Annotated in this window: 17 protein-coding genes; 5 read left to right on the top strand and 12 right to left on the bottom strand. The window is 64.1% G+C overall.

The genetic code is table 11. The features are described 5' to 3' along the window. Positions 1-26 precede the first annotated feature (26 nt). Genes glp through K3555_RS03440 form a run of 5 tightly spaced genes read right to left on the bottom strand, consistent with a single transcriptional unit; the run spans position 27 to position 4,689 of the window. On the bottom strand, positions 27-2,159 hold the full coding sequence (gene glp / locus K3555_RS03460) for a gephyrin-like molybdotransferase Glp (protein ID WP_260007402.1): 2,133 nt from the start codon (positions 2,157-2,159) through the stop codon (positions 27-29). After that, positions 2,156-2,647 (bottom strand): molybdopterin-guanine dinucleotide biosynthesis protein B, encoded by a 492-nt coding sequence (gene mobB, locus K3555_RS03455; protein WP_260007401.1) that lies wholly within the window; start codon positions 2,645-2,647, stop codon positions 2,156-2,158. Before mobB ends, glp begins: the two co-directional genes overlap by 4 nt. Further along, positions 2,644-3,282: a molybdenum cofactor guanylyltransferase MobA gene (gene mobA / locus K3555_RS03450; protein ID WP_260007400.1), complete on the bottom strand. Its 639-nt coding sequence runs from the start codon at positions 3,280-3,282 to the stop codon at positions 2,644-2,646. Before mobA ends, mobB begins: the two co-directional genes overlap by 4 nt. Then, positions 3,279-3,779: a hypothetical protein gene (locus K3555_RS03445; RefSeq protein ID WP_259994703.1), complete on the bottom strand. Its 501-nt coding sequence runs from the start codon at positions 3,777-3,779 to the stop codon at positions 3,279-3,281. The genes mobA and K3555_RS03445 overlap by 4 nt, the downstream gene beginning before the upstream one ends. 34 nt (positions 3,780-3,813) lie before the next feature. Next, positions 3,814-4,689 carry a formate dehydrogenase accessory sulfurtransferase FdhD gene (locus K3555_RS03440; protein WP_259999645.1) on the bottom strand — a complete coding sequence of 292 codons (876 nt, stop codon included), beginning with the start codon at positions 4,687-4,689 and terminating at the stop codon, positions 3,814-3,816. Between the two features lie 64 nt (positions 4,690-4,753). On the opposite strand from K3555_RS03440, the gene K3555_RS03435 reads away from it, so the two are divergent. Together K3555_RS03435 and K3555_RS03430 are read left to right on the top strand one after the other, a co-directional pair. Then, on the top strand, positions 4,754-5,482 hold the full coding sequence (locus K3555_RS03435; protein ID WP_260007399.1) for an AzlC family ABC transporter permease: 729 nt from the start codon (positions 4,754-4,756) through the stop codon (positions 5,480-5,482). Further along, positions 5,479-5,808: an AzlD domain-containing protein gene (locus K3555_RS03430; RefSeq protein WP_260007398.1), complete on the top strand. Its 330-nt coding sequence runs from the start codon at positions 5,479-5,481 to the stop codon at positions 5,806-5,808. The genes K3555_RS03435 and K3555_RS03430 overlap by 4 nt, the downstream gene beginning before the upstream one ends. A gap of 39 nt (positions 5,809-5,847) precedes the next feature. Here K3555_RS03430 and K3555_RS03425 read toward each other — a convergent pair whose 3' ends face one another. From K3555_RS03425 to K3555_RS03405, 5 genes are all read right to left on the bottom strand, one after another. Then, entirely contained in the window at positions 5,848-6,465 is a 618-nt protein-coding gene (locus tag K3555_RS03425; RefSeq protein WP_260007397.1) for a hypothetical protein, read from the bottom strand. A 23-nt stretch (positions 6,466-6,488) separates the two neighbouring features. Next, entirely contained in the window at positions 6,489-6,623 is a 135-nt protein-coding gene (locus tag K3555_RS03420; protein WP_129369833.1) for an aa3-type cytochrome c oxidase subunit IV, read from the bottom strand. 186 nt (positions 6,624-6,809) lie between these two features. Continuing rightward, complete coding sequence (locus tag K3555_RS03415) at positions 6,810-7,262, bottom strand: DUF6173 family protein (protein WP_260007396.1); 453 nt, start codon at positions 7,260-7,262, stop codon at positions 6,810-6,812. Between the two features lie 28 nt (positions 7,263-7,290). After that, the gene (locus K3555_RS03410; protein ID WP_260007395.1) at positions 7,291-8,337 is read right to left on the bottom strand and encodes an MBL fold metallo-hydrolase; all 1,047 of its coding nucleotides are present in this window, start codon (positions 8,335-8,337) and stop codon (positions 7,291-7,293) included. 3 nt (positions 8,338-8,340) lie between these two features. Continuing rightward, complete coding sequence (locus K3555_RS03405; protein WP_260007394.1) at positions 8,341-10,044, bottom strand: acyl-CoA dehydrogenase; 1,704 nt, start codon at positions 10,042-10,044, stop codon at positions 8,341-8,343. Positions 10,045-10,186: 142 nt separating this feature from the next. Here K3555_RS03405 and K3555_RS03400 point away from each other — a divergent pair, with 142 nt between their 5' ends. Then, positions 10,187-11,137: an L-threonylcarbamoyladenylate synthase gene (locus tag K3555_RS03400; RefSeq protein ID WP_260007393.1), complete on the top strand. Its 951-nt coding sequence runs from the start codon at positions 10,187-10,189 to the stop codon at positions 11,135-11,137. A gap of 366 nt (positions 11,138-11,503) precedes the next feature. Here the strand turns inward: K3555_RS03400 and K3555_RS03395 are convergent, their stop codons facing one another. After that, positions 11,504-12,061, bottom strand: coding sequence for a YqgE/AlgH family protein (locus K3555_RS03395; RefSeq protein ID WP_237455318.1), 558 nt, complete (start codon positions 12,059-12,061; stop codon positions 11,504-11,506). 188 nt (positions 12,062-12,249) lie between these two features. Here K3555_RS03395 and K3555_RS03390 point away from each other — a divergent pair, with 188 nt between their 5' ends. Together K3555_RS03390 and K3555_RS03385 are read left to right on the top strand one after the other, a co-directional pair. After that, positions 12,250-13,062, top strand: a complete 813-nt coding sequence (locus K3555_RS03390) for a protein-disulfide reductase DsbD domain-containing protein (protein WP_260007392.1) — start codon at positions 12,250-12,252, stop codon at positions 13,060-13,062. After that, a complete protein-coding gene (locus K3555_RS03385; RefSeq protein ID WP_260007391.1) occupies positions 13,059-13,520 on the top strand; it encodes an NUDIX hydrolase in 462 nt (153 codons plus the stop codon). The genes K3555_RS03390 and K3555_RS03385 overlap by 4 nt, the downstream gene beginning before the upstream one ends. Here K3555_RS03385 and K3555_RS03380 read toward each other — a convergent pair. Beyond that, a complete protein-coding gene (locus tag K3555_RS03380; RefSeq protein WP_260007390.1) occupies positions 13,490-16,885 on the bottom strand; it encodes an efflux RND transporter permease subunit in 3,396 nt (1,131 codons plus the stop codon). The two genes, K3555_RS03385 and K3555_RS03380, sit on opposite strands and share 31 nt — an antisense overlap. Between the last annotated feature and the right edge of the window lie 3 nt (positions 16,886-16,888).

Below are 16,888 nucleotides of genomic sequence, written 5' to 3'. Positions count from 1 at the left end.
CCGGGCCGCGGGCGGGAGCGCCCTGTTTACATGCCGAAGCTGCTGTAAGGAATGAACCGCACAGAATCGCCAGGCTTAATCTCTGCAGCGCCGTCTCCAAGTTCCACCAGCCCCTCGGCCCAGCTGAGGCCGCTGATGCGGCCGGAGCCTTCGGATTTGAACACCTCAATGCAGCCGTTCCGCATCCGCGCCCGCAGGTATTCGCGGCGGCCCGGCTTCTTGCGCTTTTCAAAGGCCGCCGGCACTTCAAATGCCTGCGGCACCTGCCAGCCCGCGCCCGCCATCAGCCCCATCGCCGGGCGGGCAAAAATCAGGGTGCAGACCAGAGCCGCCACCGGGTTGCCCGGCAGTCCGAAGACCGGCGTGCCCTGCCACATGCCCAGCGCCAGAGGGCGGCCGGGTTTCAGCGCGATGCGCCATTCCTGCATCGCGCCCGCTTCGCGCAGCAGTGCCGACATATGGTCCTCGTCCCCGGCGGAGGCACCGCCCGAGGTCAGGATAACGTCAGCCTGTTTGGCAGCGCTGTCCAGATCCGCCCGCAAGGCTTTGCGGTCATCCGCGGCCTTGCCCAGGTCAACCGGTACAAATCCGAGCTGGCGGATCAGCGCCAGCAGCATCGGACGGTTAGCATCAAAGATCTGCCCTTTGCCTGCGGGTTCTCCTGCCTCGACCAGCTCATCGCCGGTGGAGAGCACACCGACCCGCAACGGCAGACGGACTGCGAGTTCCGCCAGACCTGTGGCCGAGACCAGAGCCAGATCGGCGGGTGATATGACCCGGCCTGAGGGCAGGATGACGTCACCCGCGCAGACATCCTCACCAGCCTTGCGGGTGTTTGTGCCCTGTTTCAGCGGGCCATTGAAGGCGATCCGGGCGCCGTCGGTGTTCACGTCTTCTTCGAGGATCACCGTATCCACGCCATCCGGCAACGCGGCACCGGTCAGAACGCGGATGGCGCTGCCTGCGGGCACAGCACCGTCGTAGGGAACGCCGGCTGCGGCACGTCCCGGCATGAGCGGCAGCACATGCGGGCCTTCCGCCTTGCCGCCGGCAAAGCCGTAACCATCCACTGCTGTATTGGGCAGCGGCGGGTTGGAGCGTTTGGCCACTGCGCTCTCTGCCAGCACCCGGCCAAGGGCGTCTGCCAGCGGCAGTGTTTCCACTCCGGTGACCGGCCCCAGCCTGTCCCGCAGCAGGGTCAGCGCGTCATCCACCGGGGTCCAATCCACGCCTGCAGGCAAGGCAAAGCAATCATTGCTGAGCGGCGGCGGTGTCAGCCGGCCTGTTTCATCCGCTGCCAGCGCGTTCAAGCGGTCTTCGTATCCCGTGCCCAATATCCAAGCTTCCTCTTGTGCTTCCTCAGGTACTGCCGCCAGCATTCCGGCAAGCTCCCCAGCCGACAGACGGCTGAGCGCCTGCGACAATAACCGCATTTGCACCCGGTCGCGTATTTCGTCCCGGCCCGCAACAGCCATTGCGGCCTTAACGGCAGGTTCGATCAAACCTGGCCATATTTCTGCAAAAACAGTTTGTGCTGTCTCAACCTTTTCGAAAGGCCAGACAGCGGCCCTGTGCCGGAGCCGCAACCGCTGCAGAACCGGCACCCCCATGAGGACCTGACTGCCAACCGTCGGGTTGAAGAACAGCTGAAAACAGGAGGAGGCCGCCTTGGCCGCCAGATCTGCGCTGCGCCGTTCTGCCACGTTTTTATAGATTATACCGGCTTTGCGGTAGGGAATGTCCGGCCAAGTCTTCTCATCGGGTTTGCCCCAGAACGGGCCGGGGCCGGTAAACATCCGGTTCATTTCAGAGGCTATTTCAAACCGGTTGTTGGTTCCGTCCTCAGTGTCTTCGATCCGCTCTTCCAGCCAGGCCCATAAAGCAAACGGGTCATCGGACCCGGTGATCCGGCGCGCAAACCCGCGCGGATAGCCGAAAGGAAAATCAAATGCGGCTAGAACCCGCCGTCCCGCGGCCTGTTCCGCGTCGAGGAAGCTGCTGATCCAAACCTCTGCCTCCTGCCGGCTGCGGCAGTAGATTTGCCTTTCCGCGGTTCCGCCGCGCGCCACACCAAGCCAGATCGCATCCTTGCTTTGGCGCCGGGGCTTGCGCTTGGCAGCAGACCAATCGACGGTGAGAACAGTATCAAAACGGGTCACAGCCCCAGTTCTATCTGGATGAAATCCGCAATCGCTGCCGTATCGTTCAGATCAAAAACCGGGCGGTCCAGCGCCATCGCGGTGTTGCTGGCAACGGCCCGGATGTTCGGGTCTTCCGGGGCGATCAGTTCGGTGCCTGCTTCCTGCCGGAAAGCCTCAATCTTGGGGTGGGGTTCGCGCTTGTAGCCCTCAACCAGCACCAGATCGACGGGACACAGGCGGGCCAGCAGCTCTGCCAGCGGCGGTTCTGCCGCATCGCGCAGCTCCTGCATGATTGCGATGCGGCCAGCCGAGGCCAGCACCACCTCTGACGCGCCGGCCTGGCGGTGGCGGTGGCTGTCGGTGCCGGGCTGGTCCACATCGGTGGCGTGATGGGCGTGCTTGATGGTGGAAACGGTGAGGCCGCGCTCACAGAATTCGGCCACCAGCCGTTCCATCAGCCCGGTCTTGCCGTTGTTCTTCCAGCCGGTGATGCCGTAGATCTTCATTTCAGCAACGCCTCGGCCTTGGCCAGATCTTCCGGCGTGTTGATGTTGAAGAACGGATCGAAGGGATCGGCCTCGAACAGCGCTTCGCGGCCGTTGTGCTGATCTGTCCACAGCACCACCTTTCGCAAGCCGTCAGTCAAAGCCGCGCGCAGGTCATCGCGCAGAGCAACGGGCCAGAGGCCAAAGGCCGGGTGCCGGTTGATGCGCTTGCCGCCGCCGGATTTCAGCGCCTCATCCCCGGTGCGCGGGGTGGTGGCCATAACCAGCGGGTGGTCCATTCCTTTTGCCGCGGCGGTCAGGCGGTCGACCAGATCCTGCGGAAAAAAGGGCGTGTCGGCAGCGGCAGTAACGATGGTCTCCGCTCCCTGCTCTGCCGCCCAGTCGAGACCGGCCAGAACGCCCGCCAGCGGGCCGGCGAAACCTTCGATCGAGTCGGCAATCACCGGCAAGCCCAGGTCGGCGAACCGCTCCGGGTCGCCATTGGCATTGAGCGCAAGCCCCGGGACCTGCGGCGACAGCCGGGCCACCACGCGGGACAGCAGGCTCTGGCCGCCGACCTGCAGCCGCCCCTTATCGCCGCCGCCCATCCGGGTGGCAAGGCCGCCTGCGAGGATTACGCCGAGGGGCTGAGTCATGGTATCTCCTGCGGCCAAGGGGCCGGTCTAAGAACGATCAACGGCAGTACCGCCGAAAACACAATTATCAAGAAGAACACTGGGCTGAGCAACACAGCCAAGGCGGAAAGCAACAGCCAGGAAAACACCCGGGCCGCCCAGTGCAAAACCCGGAACATCCGCAATGCCTTTAACGCAGCCTTGGAATGCGGCAATTGCGGTGGCGGCCCCCAGAGAGCCAACCGGTAGAACAGCCTCTGGCGCGCAAGGTCCCGGCGGGCCCGCAGCATTGGTGGAGTTGGGTTCTCCGATGGCCAGCCCAAGGCGGATCTGACGGCCCAGGGCGTTTTCTCCATTTCGGTAAAATACTGCCCGATTACGTGCCAGGTTCTCCAGAAAAGAATCAGCCCGCCAAAGCCAAGTGTGATCCAAAGCAGCGCTCCGCCCATGATCCAAGCAGCCGGATCATTTGCGATGCTCTCCACCAGAGTGGTCCCTATTGAGTTCTGCTCTGCCATGCGTTTTCCGGGCCGGATTTCACGTGAAGTCCGGTTATCCCTCCGCACTCTTGCGCCGGTGCTTCTTCTCTTCTACCGGTGCGTCTTTCGGATCCATGTCGCGCACCAGCCGCTCCTCGCCCGAGAGGCAAATAAACCGCTGGCCGCGCATGCGGCCAATCAAAGTCAGGCCAACCTCGCGGGCGATCTCGACACCCCAGGCGGTGAAGCCCGAACGCGACGCCAGCACCGGGATGCCCATCATTGCTGTCTTGATCACCATCTCCGAGGTCAGCCGTCCGGTGGTATAAAGGATCTTGTCCGCCGCCGCGGCCTGCTCGGACAGCATCCAGCCGGCGATCTTGTCCACCGCGTTGTGACGGCCGACGTCCTCCATATAGACCAGCGGGCGGTCCTGTCGGCAGAGCACTGTGCCGTGGATAGCGCCGGCCTCAAGGTACAGCGAGGGCGTGCGGTTGATCTTGTGCGCCAGCGTGTAAAGCCAGGAAGTCTTCACCTGCACCTTGGGCAGGCGCACATCCTCCAGCCCCTCCATCATGTCGCCAAAGACGGTGCCGACTGCGCAGCCGGAGGTGCGGGTCTTCTTCTTCAGCTTTTCCTCGTGGCTGGTTTCCACCGCGGTGCGGACAACCACGGTTTCCAGATCCTCGTCATAATCGACGCGGGTGACCTCATCCCCGTCCAGCAGCATCCGCTGATTGCGCAGGAAGCCAAGCGCCAGGTATTCCGGGTAGTCGCCGATGGTCATCGCGGTGACGATTTCCTGGGAATTCAGGAAGATGGTCAGCGGGCGCTCCTCAACCACGGAGATATCGCTGGCCTCGCCGTTCTGGTCCACGCCGGTGACAGCGCGGGTCAGCCGCGGGTCGGCGACGCCGGGCGCGACCAGATATTCTGACGTGATATCCATACTCACCAATTGCATTCCTTCTGCCACCGCCGTAGGCCGGTTGAACGCAATCTAGGACGCGCTGATGGCAATCACCACCACCAAATCGGCCTTCTGGAAGGGGTTTCGCGACAGCGCGCCCTTCCTGTTCATGGCGTCGCCCTTTGGCTTCCTGTTCGGAGTGCTGGCGGCAGAGGCCGGGCTGATCGTGCCCGAGGCCTTTGCATTTTCATTGGCGGTCTTTGCCGGGGCGGCCCAGTTCACCGCGCTGCAGCTGATGCAGGAGAACGCGCCGCTGATTATCATTCTGATCTCGGCGCTCGCGGTGAACCTGCGGATGGCGATGTATTCGGCCTCGCTGACGCCCTACCTTGGCGGTGCGCCGATGTGGCAGCGCGCACTGGCGGCCTATTTCATGGTCGATCAGTCTTATGCGCTGTCCATCGTCAAGTTTGAGAGCGAGCCGGAGATGCCGCTGCCGCAGCGCATGGCGTACTTCTTTGGCACCAATGGTATCATTGCCCCGGTTTGGGTGGTTGCCACCGCGGTCGGGGCGCTGGTCGGCACCCGCATCCCCGAAAGCTGGGGTGTGGATTTTGTGCTGCCGCTGGCGTTTCTGGCGATGATCGGCCCGATGCTGCGCACGCCTGCCCATGTGGCCGCCTGTTTCGTGGCGGTGGCCACCTCGCTGCCGGCTGCCGCCATGCCCTATAACCTTGGCCTGATCGTGGCCGGGATTGCGGGCATGATCGCAGGCGCCCAGGCAGAGCTGTGGCTGGAGCGGCAAAAGGCCAAGGCGGAGAGCGTGAAATGAGCAGTATTCCTGCACCAATCCTGTGGACGGTGATCATCGGGCTGGCGGTTGGCAGCTATGCCCTGCGGTTTGCCTTTATCGGCTTCATGGGCGGCAAACCCATTCCGGAATGGCTGATGCGGCATCTGCGCTACACGGCGGTGGCGATCATCCCGGCACTGGTGGCGCCGTTGGTGGTCTGGCCTTCCCCAACTGGCGGAGATCCCAGCCTGATGCATCTTGCCGCCGCGGCCGCCACCTTTGCAGCCGGATACCTGACCCGCAACGTGCTGATCGGCCTGGGCACCGGCGGGCTGTGCCTGCTGCTGTTGTACCTCACCGCCTAGCGTCCGCCCGGCGCCTTCGGCTTTATCCGAACGGGAAGATTACTCAGCAGCGCTTAGCGCGGCGTCGCTTTTGACGAGGCCCGTCTGCAGATCGGCGCTGTCGGTCTCGTAGTAGCGGTCCGTCACTACGCCGGGCAGCTGGCCGAACTGCGCTGACAGTTTTTCCGGGTAGAAGGTGCGGTTCAAGCTCTCGAACCCGGGGATCTGCTGCAGGATGCCGATGGTGGCCTGGGCGCAATAGGCGCCCGGCACACGGCCATTGGCCACCGCCAGCTGATAGGCTTTCTGGGCCTGCTCGGGCGTTACCTCGACCCGCTGCACCACCACGTGGAAGGTGCTGCGGGCATGCGCGCCGCGATAGGCTTTTTCCACCGCCGGGGTAATGCCGTACAGAACGTCATTCCGCTCTGGCACCACCGAGGCGTAGAACGAACCTGCCGGATCGAAGATCACCCGTTCTGACGCGTTGATCATCAGCGACGCATGGCCGCCCCGCCCGGTGCGGTTGTTGATCATCGTGTAAAGGGTCAGCGTCGCCGGGCCGGGCTGGCGGTAGGCCACCCGGGCCAGCGTTTCAGCATCCGCATTGGGTTGCTGAGGCGCCGCGCAGCCCGCAAGCGCCAGCAGAACCGCGCCAAGACACAGCAGATTACGCAAGGCGCGCGCTCCTTGGACTGGGATCAGGTGGCGAAAACCGCCAGGAACAGAGCAAAGAAAACCAGCGCAATGCAGGAGCGTGTGATAAAGGTCAGAAAGCCGTTATAGACTTTTTCCTGAACCGCGGTGTCCATGGTGCCGTGCTGATGTTCAGCCATGTGAGTTATCCCTCGAATTCACGTGCATTTTTCCCGTGATTACTGGATTTGCCGCCCTCTGTCACCACGTCAATCGCGCGCATCTGTCAGAAATACGCGGTGTGTTCCTTAGCATCGCCAGCAAACCAGCCCCCGTCCGGGCCGGCACCGCAGCGCAATCGAATCGCGCGGCGCCCGGTCCAGGGCTTATTCCTGCTCCAGATCCGACGCGAGCCGGAAGCCGATCCGGTTGGCCGGGGCTTCTTCCTGCGCCTTGGGCACCGCCCGCAGCATCACGTTCAGCTGGCTGACATGCTGCACCAGCTGGGTGCGCGCGCCGGGACCTTCGCTGCCATAAAAGGTGATGATATCGGGATCGTAATAGCCCATGCCTTCGATCCGCAGCACCCCGGCATTGCCGCCGGCAAAACCCATCGCAACCTCGTGCTCGCTGTCCAGCTGCTGTTCGAAATTCTGAATATAAAGGATCAGCCGTTCATAGGCCCAGCGCGCCGGGCTTTTGGCGGCGTCCTGCTGTTGCAGTTTTTCCGGAACCTTGCGCAGGCCCGCGCAGGCCTCGGGGTCGGCATGGACCTCGTGCACGCAGGGCAGCACCGCCGCCTCTGCCGCCTCGGCGCTGGTCGAAATCTCGTCGCTCATGGTGTCTCCCCCCAAAATGCGGGGTGCGTCACCCCTTGCGCTGATAGAGCCAGGCGCCGTCTTCACGTTTCCAGCGGTTCACCTGGCCGGTGTGGTACAGATGATTTACATGGGCCACCGCCTCGACCAGCGCAAGCCCGTACTCGCCTTCGCCGATTGTGCGCTTGAACAGCGGCGCAAAGCAATCGGCAGCAGTCTGCGGCGCGGACAAGTGATCCATCAGCCGCTCCAGCGCGCCGTGGTGATTGCCGATCAGCTGCTGCATCCGCAACGGCAGCCGGGTGAACGGCAGCTTGTGCCCGCCCAGGGCCAGATGATCGGGCCGCGCCAGTTTGGACAGGCGTTCACAGGCCTCCAGCCATTCGCCCAAAGGATCTGCCATCGGTTCTGTCGCATAAACCCCGATATTGGGGCTAATGGTTGACAGGATCTGATCGCCGGTGATCACCAGATTGTCATCACGGCTCCAGAAAGTCGCATGTTCAGGCGCGTGGCCGTTGCCGGTGTGCACGTCCCAATCGCGTCCGCCCATGCGGATCGCATCCCCCTGTTTGATGCGGGTGAAGCCCAGCGGCATCGGGTACACGGTGTCGGCAAAATTGAATGGCCGGTCGTTGGCGCGTTTGTCATAAAACGCCTGATCCATGCCCGCACTGCGGTAATAGGCCAGCGTTTCCTCGGGCCAGGTCTCCTGCACGTCGAGGGTCAGCATCCGGGCAAACAGCCAGGCGGTGCGGGTGGTGATCAGCTCGGCGCCGTGTTCGCTCTGGAACCAGCCCGCCAGACCGATGTGATCCGGATGGTGATGGGTGCCGACAACGCGGGTGACCGGTTTGCCCTTCAAAGGCCCCGCCATCAGGCTTTCCCAGATCGCGCGGCTTTTGCGGGTGTTGAACCCGGTGTCGATCACCGTCCAGCCATCGCCGTCATCCAGCGCGTAGATGTTGACGTGATCCAGCTTCATCGGCAGCGGCTGACGCATCCAAAGGACGCCTTCGGCCACCTCGATCGCTTCGCCCTGGGCAGGCGGTTCTTCCCACGGGGTGCGGGGCGAGACGTCGGGGATATCAGTCACAGCTCAACCTGCCAGTTCTTCGAGGCTGAGGGCAAAGGTGCCCGCAGCGCCAGCCTGCGCATGGGCCAGCAGGCTGGCATGTTCGGGCAGCATCCGGGTGATGTAGAACCGCGCCAGTTTTTCGCGCGGACCGCCCTGGTCCGCCATCGCTGCCGCCAGATGGTAATGGCCGCCCAGCACGCGGGCAAAGGCCCGCAGGTAGGGAACGGAGCCGGCAAAGCGGTCCTGCATATCTTGCTGGGCAACCAGCCATTCGGTGGCCTCGCGCAAGGACTCGCAAGCCTGCCAGACAGATTCCGCCATATTCGGATGCGTGGCGCGGGCCCGTTCGGCCTGTTCCTCCACCTCGTCGATCAGGGCAAAAGCCATCTCGCCGCCGTCCATCATCTTGCGCGCGACCAGATCCATCGACTGGATGCCATTGGTGCCCTCGTAAATCGCGGTCACCCGCACATCGCGGTAATATTGCGCGGCACCGCTCTCCTCGATAAAGCCCATGCCGCCATGCACCTGCACCCCGGTCTCAGACACCCGGATGCCGGTGTCGGTTCCAAAGGCCTTGGCAATCGGCGTCAGGAACGCCGCGCGCGCCGCCCAGCCGCTGTCACCCGTGGCAGTCTGCATGTCGATCGCCTGCGCGCAGGCCAATAGGATCGCACGGGCGGCAAAAAGATCCGCCTTCATCTCCATCAGCATCCGGCGCACATCGGCGTGGTCGGCAATGAAACCGCTGGCGGTGCGGCCCTGCTTGCGCTCCAGCGCATAGGCCAGGGCGTGCTGATAGGCGCCTTCGCCAGCACCTACGCCCTGCCCGCCCACGCCCAAACGCGCGTTGTTCATCATGGTGAACATCGCCGCCATGCCGCCATGTTCCGCGCCGACCAGCCAGCCGGTGGCGCCGTCATATTGCATCACGCAAGTGGGAGAGCCGTGCAGGCCCATCTTGTGCTCAAGGCTGACGACCTTAAGGTCATTTGCCTTGCCCGGGTTGCCGTCGGCATCCGGCAGGTACTTCGGCACCAGGTACAGCGAAATGCCTTTGGTCCCAGGCGCGCCGTCCGGCAGCCGCGCCAGCACCAGGTGGCAAATGTTGCCGCAGAAATCGTTATCGCCCCAAGAGATAAAGATCTTCTGGCCGCTGACCGCATAGGTGCCATCGCCATTCGGCACCGCCTTGGAGCTGAGCGCGCCCACGTCTGAACCGGCCTGCGGCTCGGTCAGGTTCATGGTGCCGGACCATTCGCCGGAGATCAGCTTGGGCAGGTACAATTCCTTAATCGCGTCCGAGGCATGATGCTCCAGCGCCTCAATCTGGCCCTGGCTCATCAAGGGTGCCAGCTGAAGCGACAGGCAGGCGCCTGCCATCATCTCGTTCACCGCAGTGGCCACGGTCAGCGGCAGCCCCATGCCACCGTGTTCCTGCGGCGCACTCATGCCGATCCAGCCGCCCTCTGCGATGGCTTTGAACCCGTCACCGAAACCGGGCGAGGTCCGCAGGACGCCGTTTTCCAAAAAAGCCGGGGTCAGATCGCCGTTGCGCTGCAAAGGGGCCATCACCTCGCCGCACATCTTGCCAGCCTCGTTGAGGATGGCGCTCACTATGTCTGGCGTTGCCTCGGCAAAGCGGTCTGTGGCCGGGATGGCATCATAGCCGACAACATGGTTCAACAGAAACTCATACTCGGAAACGGGGGCACGGAAGGTCATGGGCGTCCTCTGACGGTCATTTAAGGGGCGTCCTGGCGCGGGCAGCCTTGGCTTCCCGGCACGGGCCTATTATGGTTGTTGGCTTGACCGATTACCTAATCGGACGCTCATTTCAATCAACCAAAACGCCGCGTCACCCGGAATGCCCCTGCACAGCACAGAAATCCTTGCCGCCACGGCAACCGGTATCGCCCGGGCCGCCCAACTGCTTCGGGAGGGTAAACTTGTCTCCTTTCCCACCGAAACCGTCTATGGTCTCGGCGCCGATGCCCGGCAGGGCGCGGCGGTGGCGGCAATCTATGAGGCCAAGGGGCGGCCCTCCTTCAACCCATTGATCGCGCATGTGCATTCGGCCGAGGCGGCACAGCGCTATGTTCAGTGGAGTGATACGGCAGAGCAGCTGGCCCTGGCTTTCTGGCCCGGCCCGCTGACCCTGGTGCTGCCGCTGCGCGCTGGCCACGGGATTTCGCCCCTGGTCACTGCCGGGCTGGAAACTTTGGGGGTGCGTGTTCCGGCCCACCCCGCTGGACAGGCCTTGCTGCAGGCATTGGACGGCCCGGTTGCCGCCCCTTCCGCCAACCCGTCCGGCAAGATCAGCCCGACCACGGCGGCCCATGTGCAGGCAGGCCTGGACGGGCGCATTGCCGCAATCCTTGATGATGGCGCCTGCGGGGTCGGACTGGAATCGACCATTGTCGGACTTGCAGGCCCCGCGCCGATGCTGCTGCGTCCCGGCGGGCTGGCAGCAGAAGAGATCGAAGCAGTGCTAGGCCGCAAACTGGCAGTGCGCGATGTGCACGACCCGCTGACCGCCCCCGGCCAGTTGCTGTCGCATTACGCCCCCGGCGCGCCTGTCCGGCTGAACGCCAGCGCGCCAGACGAAGGCGGGCTTTTTCTCGGCTTCGGACCGGGGGCCTGCGACCTGAACCTTTCCGAAAGCCGGAATCTGGCTGAGGCCGCCGCCAATCTCTTTGGCCATCTGCACTGCCTGGACGCCCTTGGCAAACCCATCGCGGTGGCCCCGGTTCCGGATCACGGGTTGGGTGAAGCCATCAACGACCGTCTCCGCCGCGCCGCCGCGCCAAGGGATTGAGCCGTCCCAGCACCCGACCAACAGGGCAGATCACTCCCGTCCGTTTGAAACCCATCCAAGATGGGTGCCAAACCGTTGGGCATGGCGCCGCGCAAGCGCGGCGCGGCGCAGCCATGCACCCAAGCCGCTGATTTACGTCCGCAAAGGAAGCACAACCACCGCCGCTGCAACAATTTCAATTGATGAAAGTCCGCCCCTCCGGCCTGGAAACCAGCCCCGGCATGAGATCCGGGACGGGCCTCGCCTCAGCGGGAGGCGCGCCGTGCTTGCGCGGCGCCACGCCCAACCTTTTTCCGGTCATCTATGATGAATGGACAAAGGGCGGGAGCACCCGGTTGAGACGGCGCAGCGCATCTTATCTGCCGTTCAGGCGTGGCCGGCGCTGGCTGACAGTGTCAGCGGATCGACGCCAAGGGTTTTCAGCGATGCTTCCCATTTGCTGTCATCCGCCAGGCTGAAAACAAGATCCGGGCTGGCGTCGGCCGTCAGCCAGCCGTTCATGGCAATCTCTGATTCCAGCTGCCCCGGCCCCCAGCCCGCATAGCCCAGCAGCACCAGCAGTTGCTCCGGCCCCTGCCCCAATGCGATGTCTTCCAGAATATCCAGCGTCGCTGTCATCGAGAACCCGCCCGGCACCTTCAGCGAGCTTACGTCCGATTCGTAATCCGGTGTGTGCAGCACAAAGCCGCGCTGGGTTTCCACCGGGCCGCCGAACCGCACCGGCAATGCCGCGGCCGCGCTGCCGTCTTCGCCCAGGTCCAGCTGCTCCAGAAGATCGCCCAGCGCCACCCCTTCCGCACGTTTGTTGACGATGAGACCCATCGCCCCTTCCTCGCCGTAGGAGCACAGGAAAACCACCGAATGCTCAAACCTTGGGTCACCGATTCCGGGCATTGCAATCAAGAGCTTGCCAGTCAGATCCATGAAATTCCATCTTTCCTGCTGCTGCCTCCACCATGACGTCCCCCTGCCTGTCACGCAAGAGGTGCAAAGGCCATGTCCGGTGAAGCCTCCGGCAAAATTGCCGCAAACCTGCCCTTACTCCAAGACAATGACCCGAACGTGACTTGGCAAACCCTGCCGCCAAGCGCATGTATCAGGGCATGAAACCGATGCAAAACAGACACGCTGCCGCCCTGGCTGCCTTGCTTGCCATGACAGCAGGCGCCCCGGCCTTTGCTGGCGCCGCTGACAGCGGGATTGTGCAGATTGAGGTGCTGGACGGCGGCATGACCCCGCGCGGCACCTATATGGGGGCGCTGCGGATCAAGCTGCAGCCGGGCTGGAAGACCTATTGGCGCGCGCCCGGCGACGCCGGCATTCCGCCCAGTTTTTCATGGCGCGGTGCGCGCAATGTGGGCGGGCTGTCGATCACCTGGCCCGCGCCCGAGGTTTTTGAAACCTCCGGCTACCGCACCATCGGCTATCACGATCAGCTGGTGCTGCCGGTGGAGATCACCCCGGCGAATCCCGGCAAGCCGGTGCGCCTGAAAGGCCGGATGCAGCTGGGTGTCTGCAAGGATGTCTGCGTGCCGGCCGAGCTGAGCTTTGACCAGCAGCTGGACAATGCCGCAGGCCGTAACCCGGCAATTGCCGCTGCAATGGCCAGCCGCCCCTGGTCGGCCAAAGAAGCCGGTGTGCGCCATGCCGCCTGCAGCCTGCGCCCGTCTGAATACGGGATGAAAGTCACCGCCCGCATCGCAATGCCGTCCGCCGGCGGCGAGGAGGTTGCGGTGATCGAGCCCGGCAATCCCAAACTCTACGCCGGCGAGACAACCACCCGCCGCGAGGGCGGCCTGCTGGTGGCTGAGACTGAATTCCTGCCCGCTGACGGCAACGCTTATGCCATTGACCGCTCGCAATTGCGGATCACGGTGCTGGGGCAGAACCACGCGGTGGACATCCAAGGGTGCAGCGCCGGATGAGCACGCTCGGCAGCCCGCAGCGTCCAGTCCTCGGCACCATTGCCGTGGTCTGCCGCCACTTTGGCGGACGGGACCAGGTCATCCTGGTGCAGCGCGGCAAAGAACCGAATGCGGGCTGGTGGGGCTTTCCCGGCGGCCATGTTGAGATGGGAGAGACCGCCCTGCAGGCCGCCGCGCGCGAGTTGCAGGAGGAAACCGGGGTTATTGCCAAGCCGCTGGAATACCTCACCAATGTTGATGTGATTTCCCGTGATGCGGCAGGCACGGCACAGCGCCAGTATCTGCTGACCGTGGTCTTGTGCGAATACATCAGCGGCGAGCCGGTGCCGGATGATGATGCCGAACAGGCCGAATGGATCCCGATTGCTGAGATCGAAACCCGCGGCCTGCAATTGCTGGAACAGGTGGCGGATGTGGCCCGGCTGGCTCAGGCCCGCTGGCGGACGCTGAACCGGTAGGCAATGCCTCCGGCCAGATAGGCCAGCAGCGCCAGAACCAGCGCCCCCGCAATGCAGGCCAGCAATCCGGCGCGCACCGGATCCATTGCCGCCAGCGCAGGAAACGCCCGCAGCGCCGGATGCAGCGCGCCGGTGGCCATCGCCCAGCCCAGCGTCAGCACCAGCCAGCCAAGCTGTGCCAGCGCGGTGCCCAGCACCAGCCAGCGCAGCCCCCCGGCGCCGCGCCGCAACGCCCGGCGCAGCGAGGTCATCGGGCGTGACAGGTCCCGCTGCATGGCGACCAGTGCAGGCACCACCAGCAGGACCAGGAACATGCCAAAGCCAAGGCCATAGACCAATGTGATCACCGTCGGCTTCAGGAACTGAGCCTGCTGCGAGCGCTCAAACAGCAGGGGCGCCAGCCCCAGAACAGTTGTCATCGTGGTCAGCATCACCGGCCGCAGCCGGTCCGCCGCTGCATCAATGATCGAAGGCACCAAGCCGCGGTCCTGTGCATATTGGTCGATGGTCGTCACCAGCACGATGGAATCATTGATAATGATCCCGGTCATTCCCAGCAGCCCAACCACGGTGAACATGCTCAGCGGCACCTCCCACATGTAATGCCCCCAGATCGTGCCAACCAGGCCAAAGGGAATGATCGCCATCACCACCAATGGCCGGGTCCAGCTGGCAAAGATCCAGGACAGCACCAGGTAAATACCGGTGAGGCACAGGATCAGCCCGGTGCCTGCCTCCTGCAGGAAGGTTTGCTCCTGCTCGGCGAGGCCCGACAGGGTCCATTCCACTTGCCGCTCGCTGGCGATCTTCGGCAGGATTTCCTGCTGCAACGCTTGCATCACAGCTTCAGCCCGGGCGGGGTCGTCCTCGGAGATGTCGCCCGAGACACTGATCACCCGGATGCCGTTTTCCCGCCGCACGGTCGAAAAACCTGTGCGCCGGGTGACCGAGACGATATCGGCCAGCGGCACGTAGGTCCCGCTGGGCGCCCGCATCAGCGTGCGCTCCAGAAAATCGGCAGTCAGCTCATTTTCGGGCAGCTCCACCCGGATCTTGGCGCTGCGCGGCCCGTCCGGGTATGTCGCAGCCTCAATTCCATTCAGCCGCGCCCGCAGCGCCTGCCCCAGGCTGCCGATGGTGAAATTCAAAGCCTGACCCTGCGGGGTAAGGTCAAGGATCACCTCCTCCTTGTCGTAGGCCAGATTGTCCTCGACGGCTGAGACCTCGGGGAAACGCAGCAGCGCGGTTTTCAGGTCTTCCGCGGCATCCTTCAGCACTTGCACGCCAGGGCCGGAGAATTGCACGTCCAGCGCGTCGCCGCCCGGACCCGACCGCCAGCCGCGGAAAGAGACCGTCTCGACCAGCGGATGCCGCGCCACCCGTTCCTGCAGCTCAGCGACAAAGGCAAAGCTGGAATAGGGGCGCAGGTCGGCGTCGATCAATTCAATCGCGATACCGCCCAGCAGATCTGTATCCTTGGCCTCAACCCCGCCCAGGCCGCGGCCCGCATTGCCGCCCACCTCGGCTATGACAAAATCCAGCGGGTTGCGGCCATAGCGGGCGGCATATTCCGCGCCCAGCACCTCGGTGGTTCGCTGCACTTCCTGCATCATCGCCAGGGTATCACTGCGGCTGGCGCCCTCTACCATGGCGAAATTGCCAGTCACGGAGCCGCGCTCCGGCGCATTGAAGAAGCGCCACTTCACGTCGCCGTTGATGAACAGCGCCGCCTGGCTGGCCAGGACCACCAACGCCCCGGCCAGCACCGCATAGCGGGCCTGAACCACAAGCCCCATGAACGGGCGGAACGCATGGTCGCGCAGCCAGCGGAAGCCGCGGTTCACCATCCGGTTCGGCCAGTCATACCAATGCCGCGCCTGGGCATGGGTCAGGGCATGGGCCAGATGGTTGGGCAGGATCAGAAAACATTCCACCAGCGAGGCCGCCAGCACCGCAATCACGGTGAAAGGAATATCGCGGATCAGCTCGCCAAAGCGCCCGCCCACCAAGGTCAGGCCAAAGAAGGCGATGATAGTGGTCAGCGTTGCCGCAAAAACCGGCATCGCCATCCGCCGGGCCGCATTTTCGGCGGCCTGCACCGGGTTTTCACCCAGCCGCCGCACCCTGAAATCGGCGTGCTCGCCCACCACGATGGCATCATCCACCACGATCCCCAAGGTGATGATCAGGCCAAACAGGCTGACCATATTGATGGTGATCCCGGCAGCATACATCAGCGCCACGGCGGCAAACATCGAGGCGGGGATGCCCATGGCCACCCAGAAGGCAATGCGGGTGTTGAGGAACAGGAACAACAGGCACAGCACCAGGGCAAGCCCCATCAGGCCATTGTCGATTAGAATGTCCAAACGGTCGGTGATCGACTGTGCCCGGGTCCGGATCAACTCGGCCGTCACCCCCTGCGGCAGGCTCGCCTGCATCTGATCCACCACCTCCTGCACCTGGCCCTGCAAGCGGATGGCATTGCCCTGGTCCGAGCGGTCCACCCGGATCGACATTGCCGGGTTGCCGTCCACAAAATACGAGCGGTTGCGGTCCACACCCTCGACCCGCACCTGTGCCACATCGGCAATGGTCAGCACCGAGCCGTCAGCATTGGTGCGCAGGACAATGGCTTCCAGCTCGTCGGGTTTGCGTTTCTCGCTGCCGGTGCGCACCCGCGCGTTGGCGCCGCTGACATCGCCTGCCGGATCTGCATCAACCTCTGCCGCAATGGCCTCGGCGACTTCGCGCATGGTGATGTCATGGGTCATCAGCTTGGCGGTGGGCACCTCGACGATGGTCTCGGGCGCTGCCACGCCGCGGATGGTGGTGCGGGTGACGCCGGCCTCAAACAGGCGGGTGACCAGCTCATCCGCAAACAGACCCAGCTGGCCTGCGGCCACAGGTCCGGATATCACTACATCGGTCACCCGGTCGCGCCAGGCGCCGCGGCGCACTTCCGGCTCCTCCGCCTCTTCCGGCAGGGTGGTGATGCCGTCGACCGCCGCCTGCACATCGTCGGTGGCCTGCCCCATGTCCGTGCCAGGCTCAAACTCCAGCGTCAGCGTTGCCCGCCCTTCGCGCGAGCTGGAGGATGTCTCCTTCACCCCGTCCACGGCCAGGAGTGCCGGCTCCAGAACCTGCACGATGGCGCTGTCCACATCCTCGGGGCCTGCGCCCTCCCATTCGACGGTGACGGTGACGCGTTCGACAATCACATCCGGGAAGAACTGTGTCCGCATGTTGGGCATCGCTGCGGCGCCCAGCACCAGCATGATCACCAGCAGCAGGTTTGCGGCGGTGCGGTGGCGGGTGAAGTAACTGAACAGCCCGCGGGCCGGCCGGGGGAGCTTGCGGACCATGAC

It is taken from the genome of Leisingera sp. M527, from assembly GCF_025141525.1.
Classification (GTDB): Bacteria; Pseudomonadota; Alphaproteobacteria; order Rhodobacterales; family Rhodobacteraceae; genus Leisingera.
The sequence above is the reverse complement of the archived record's forward strand: the minus strand, read 5'-3'. Positions and strand labels throughout refer to the sequence as shown.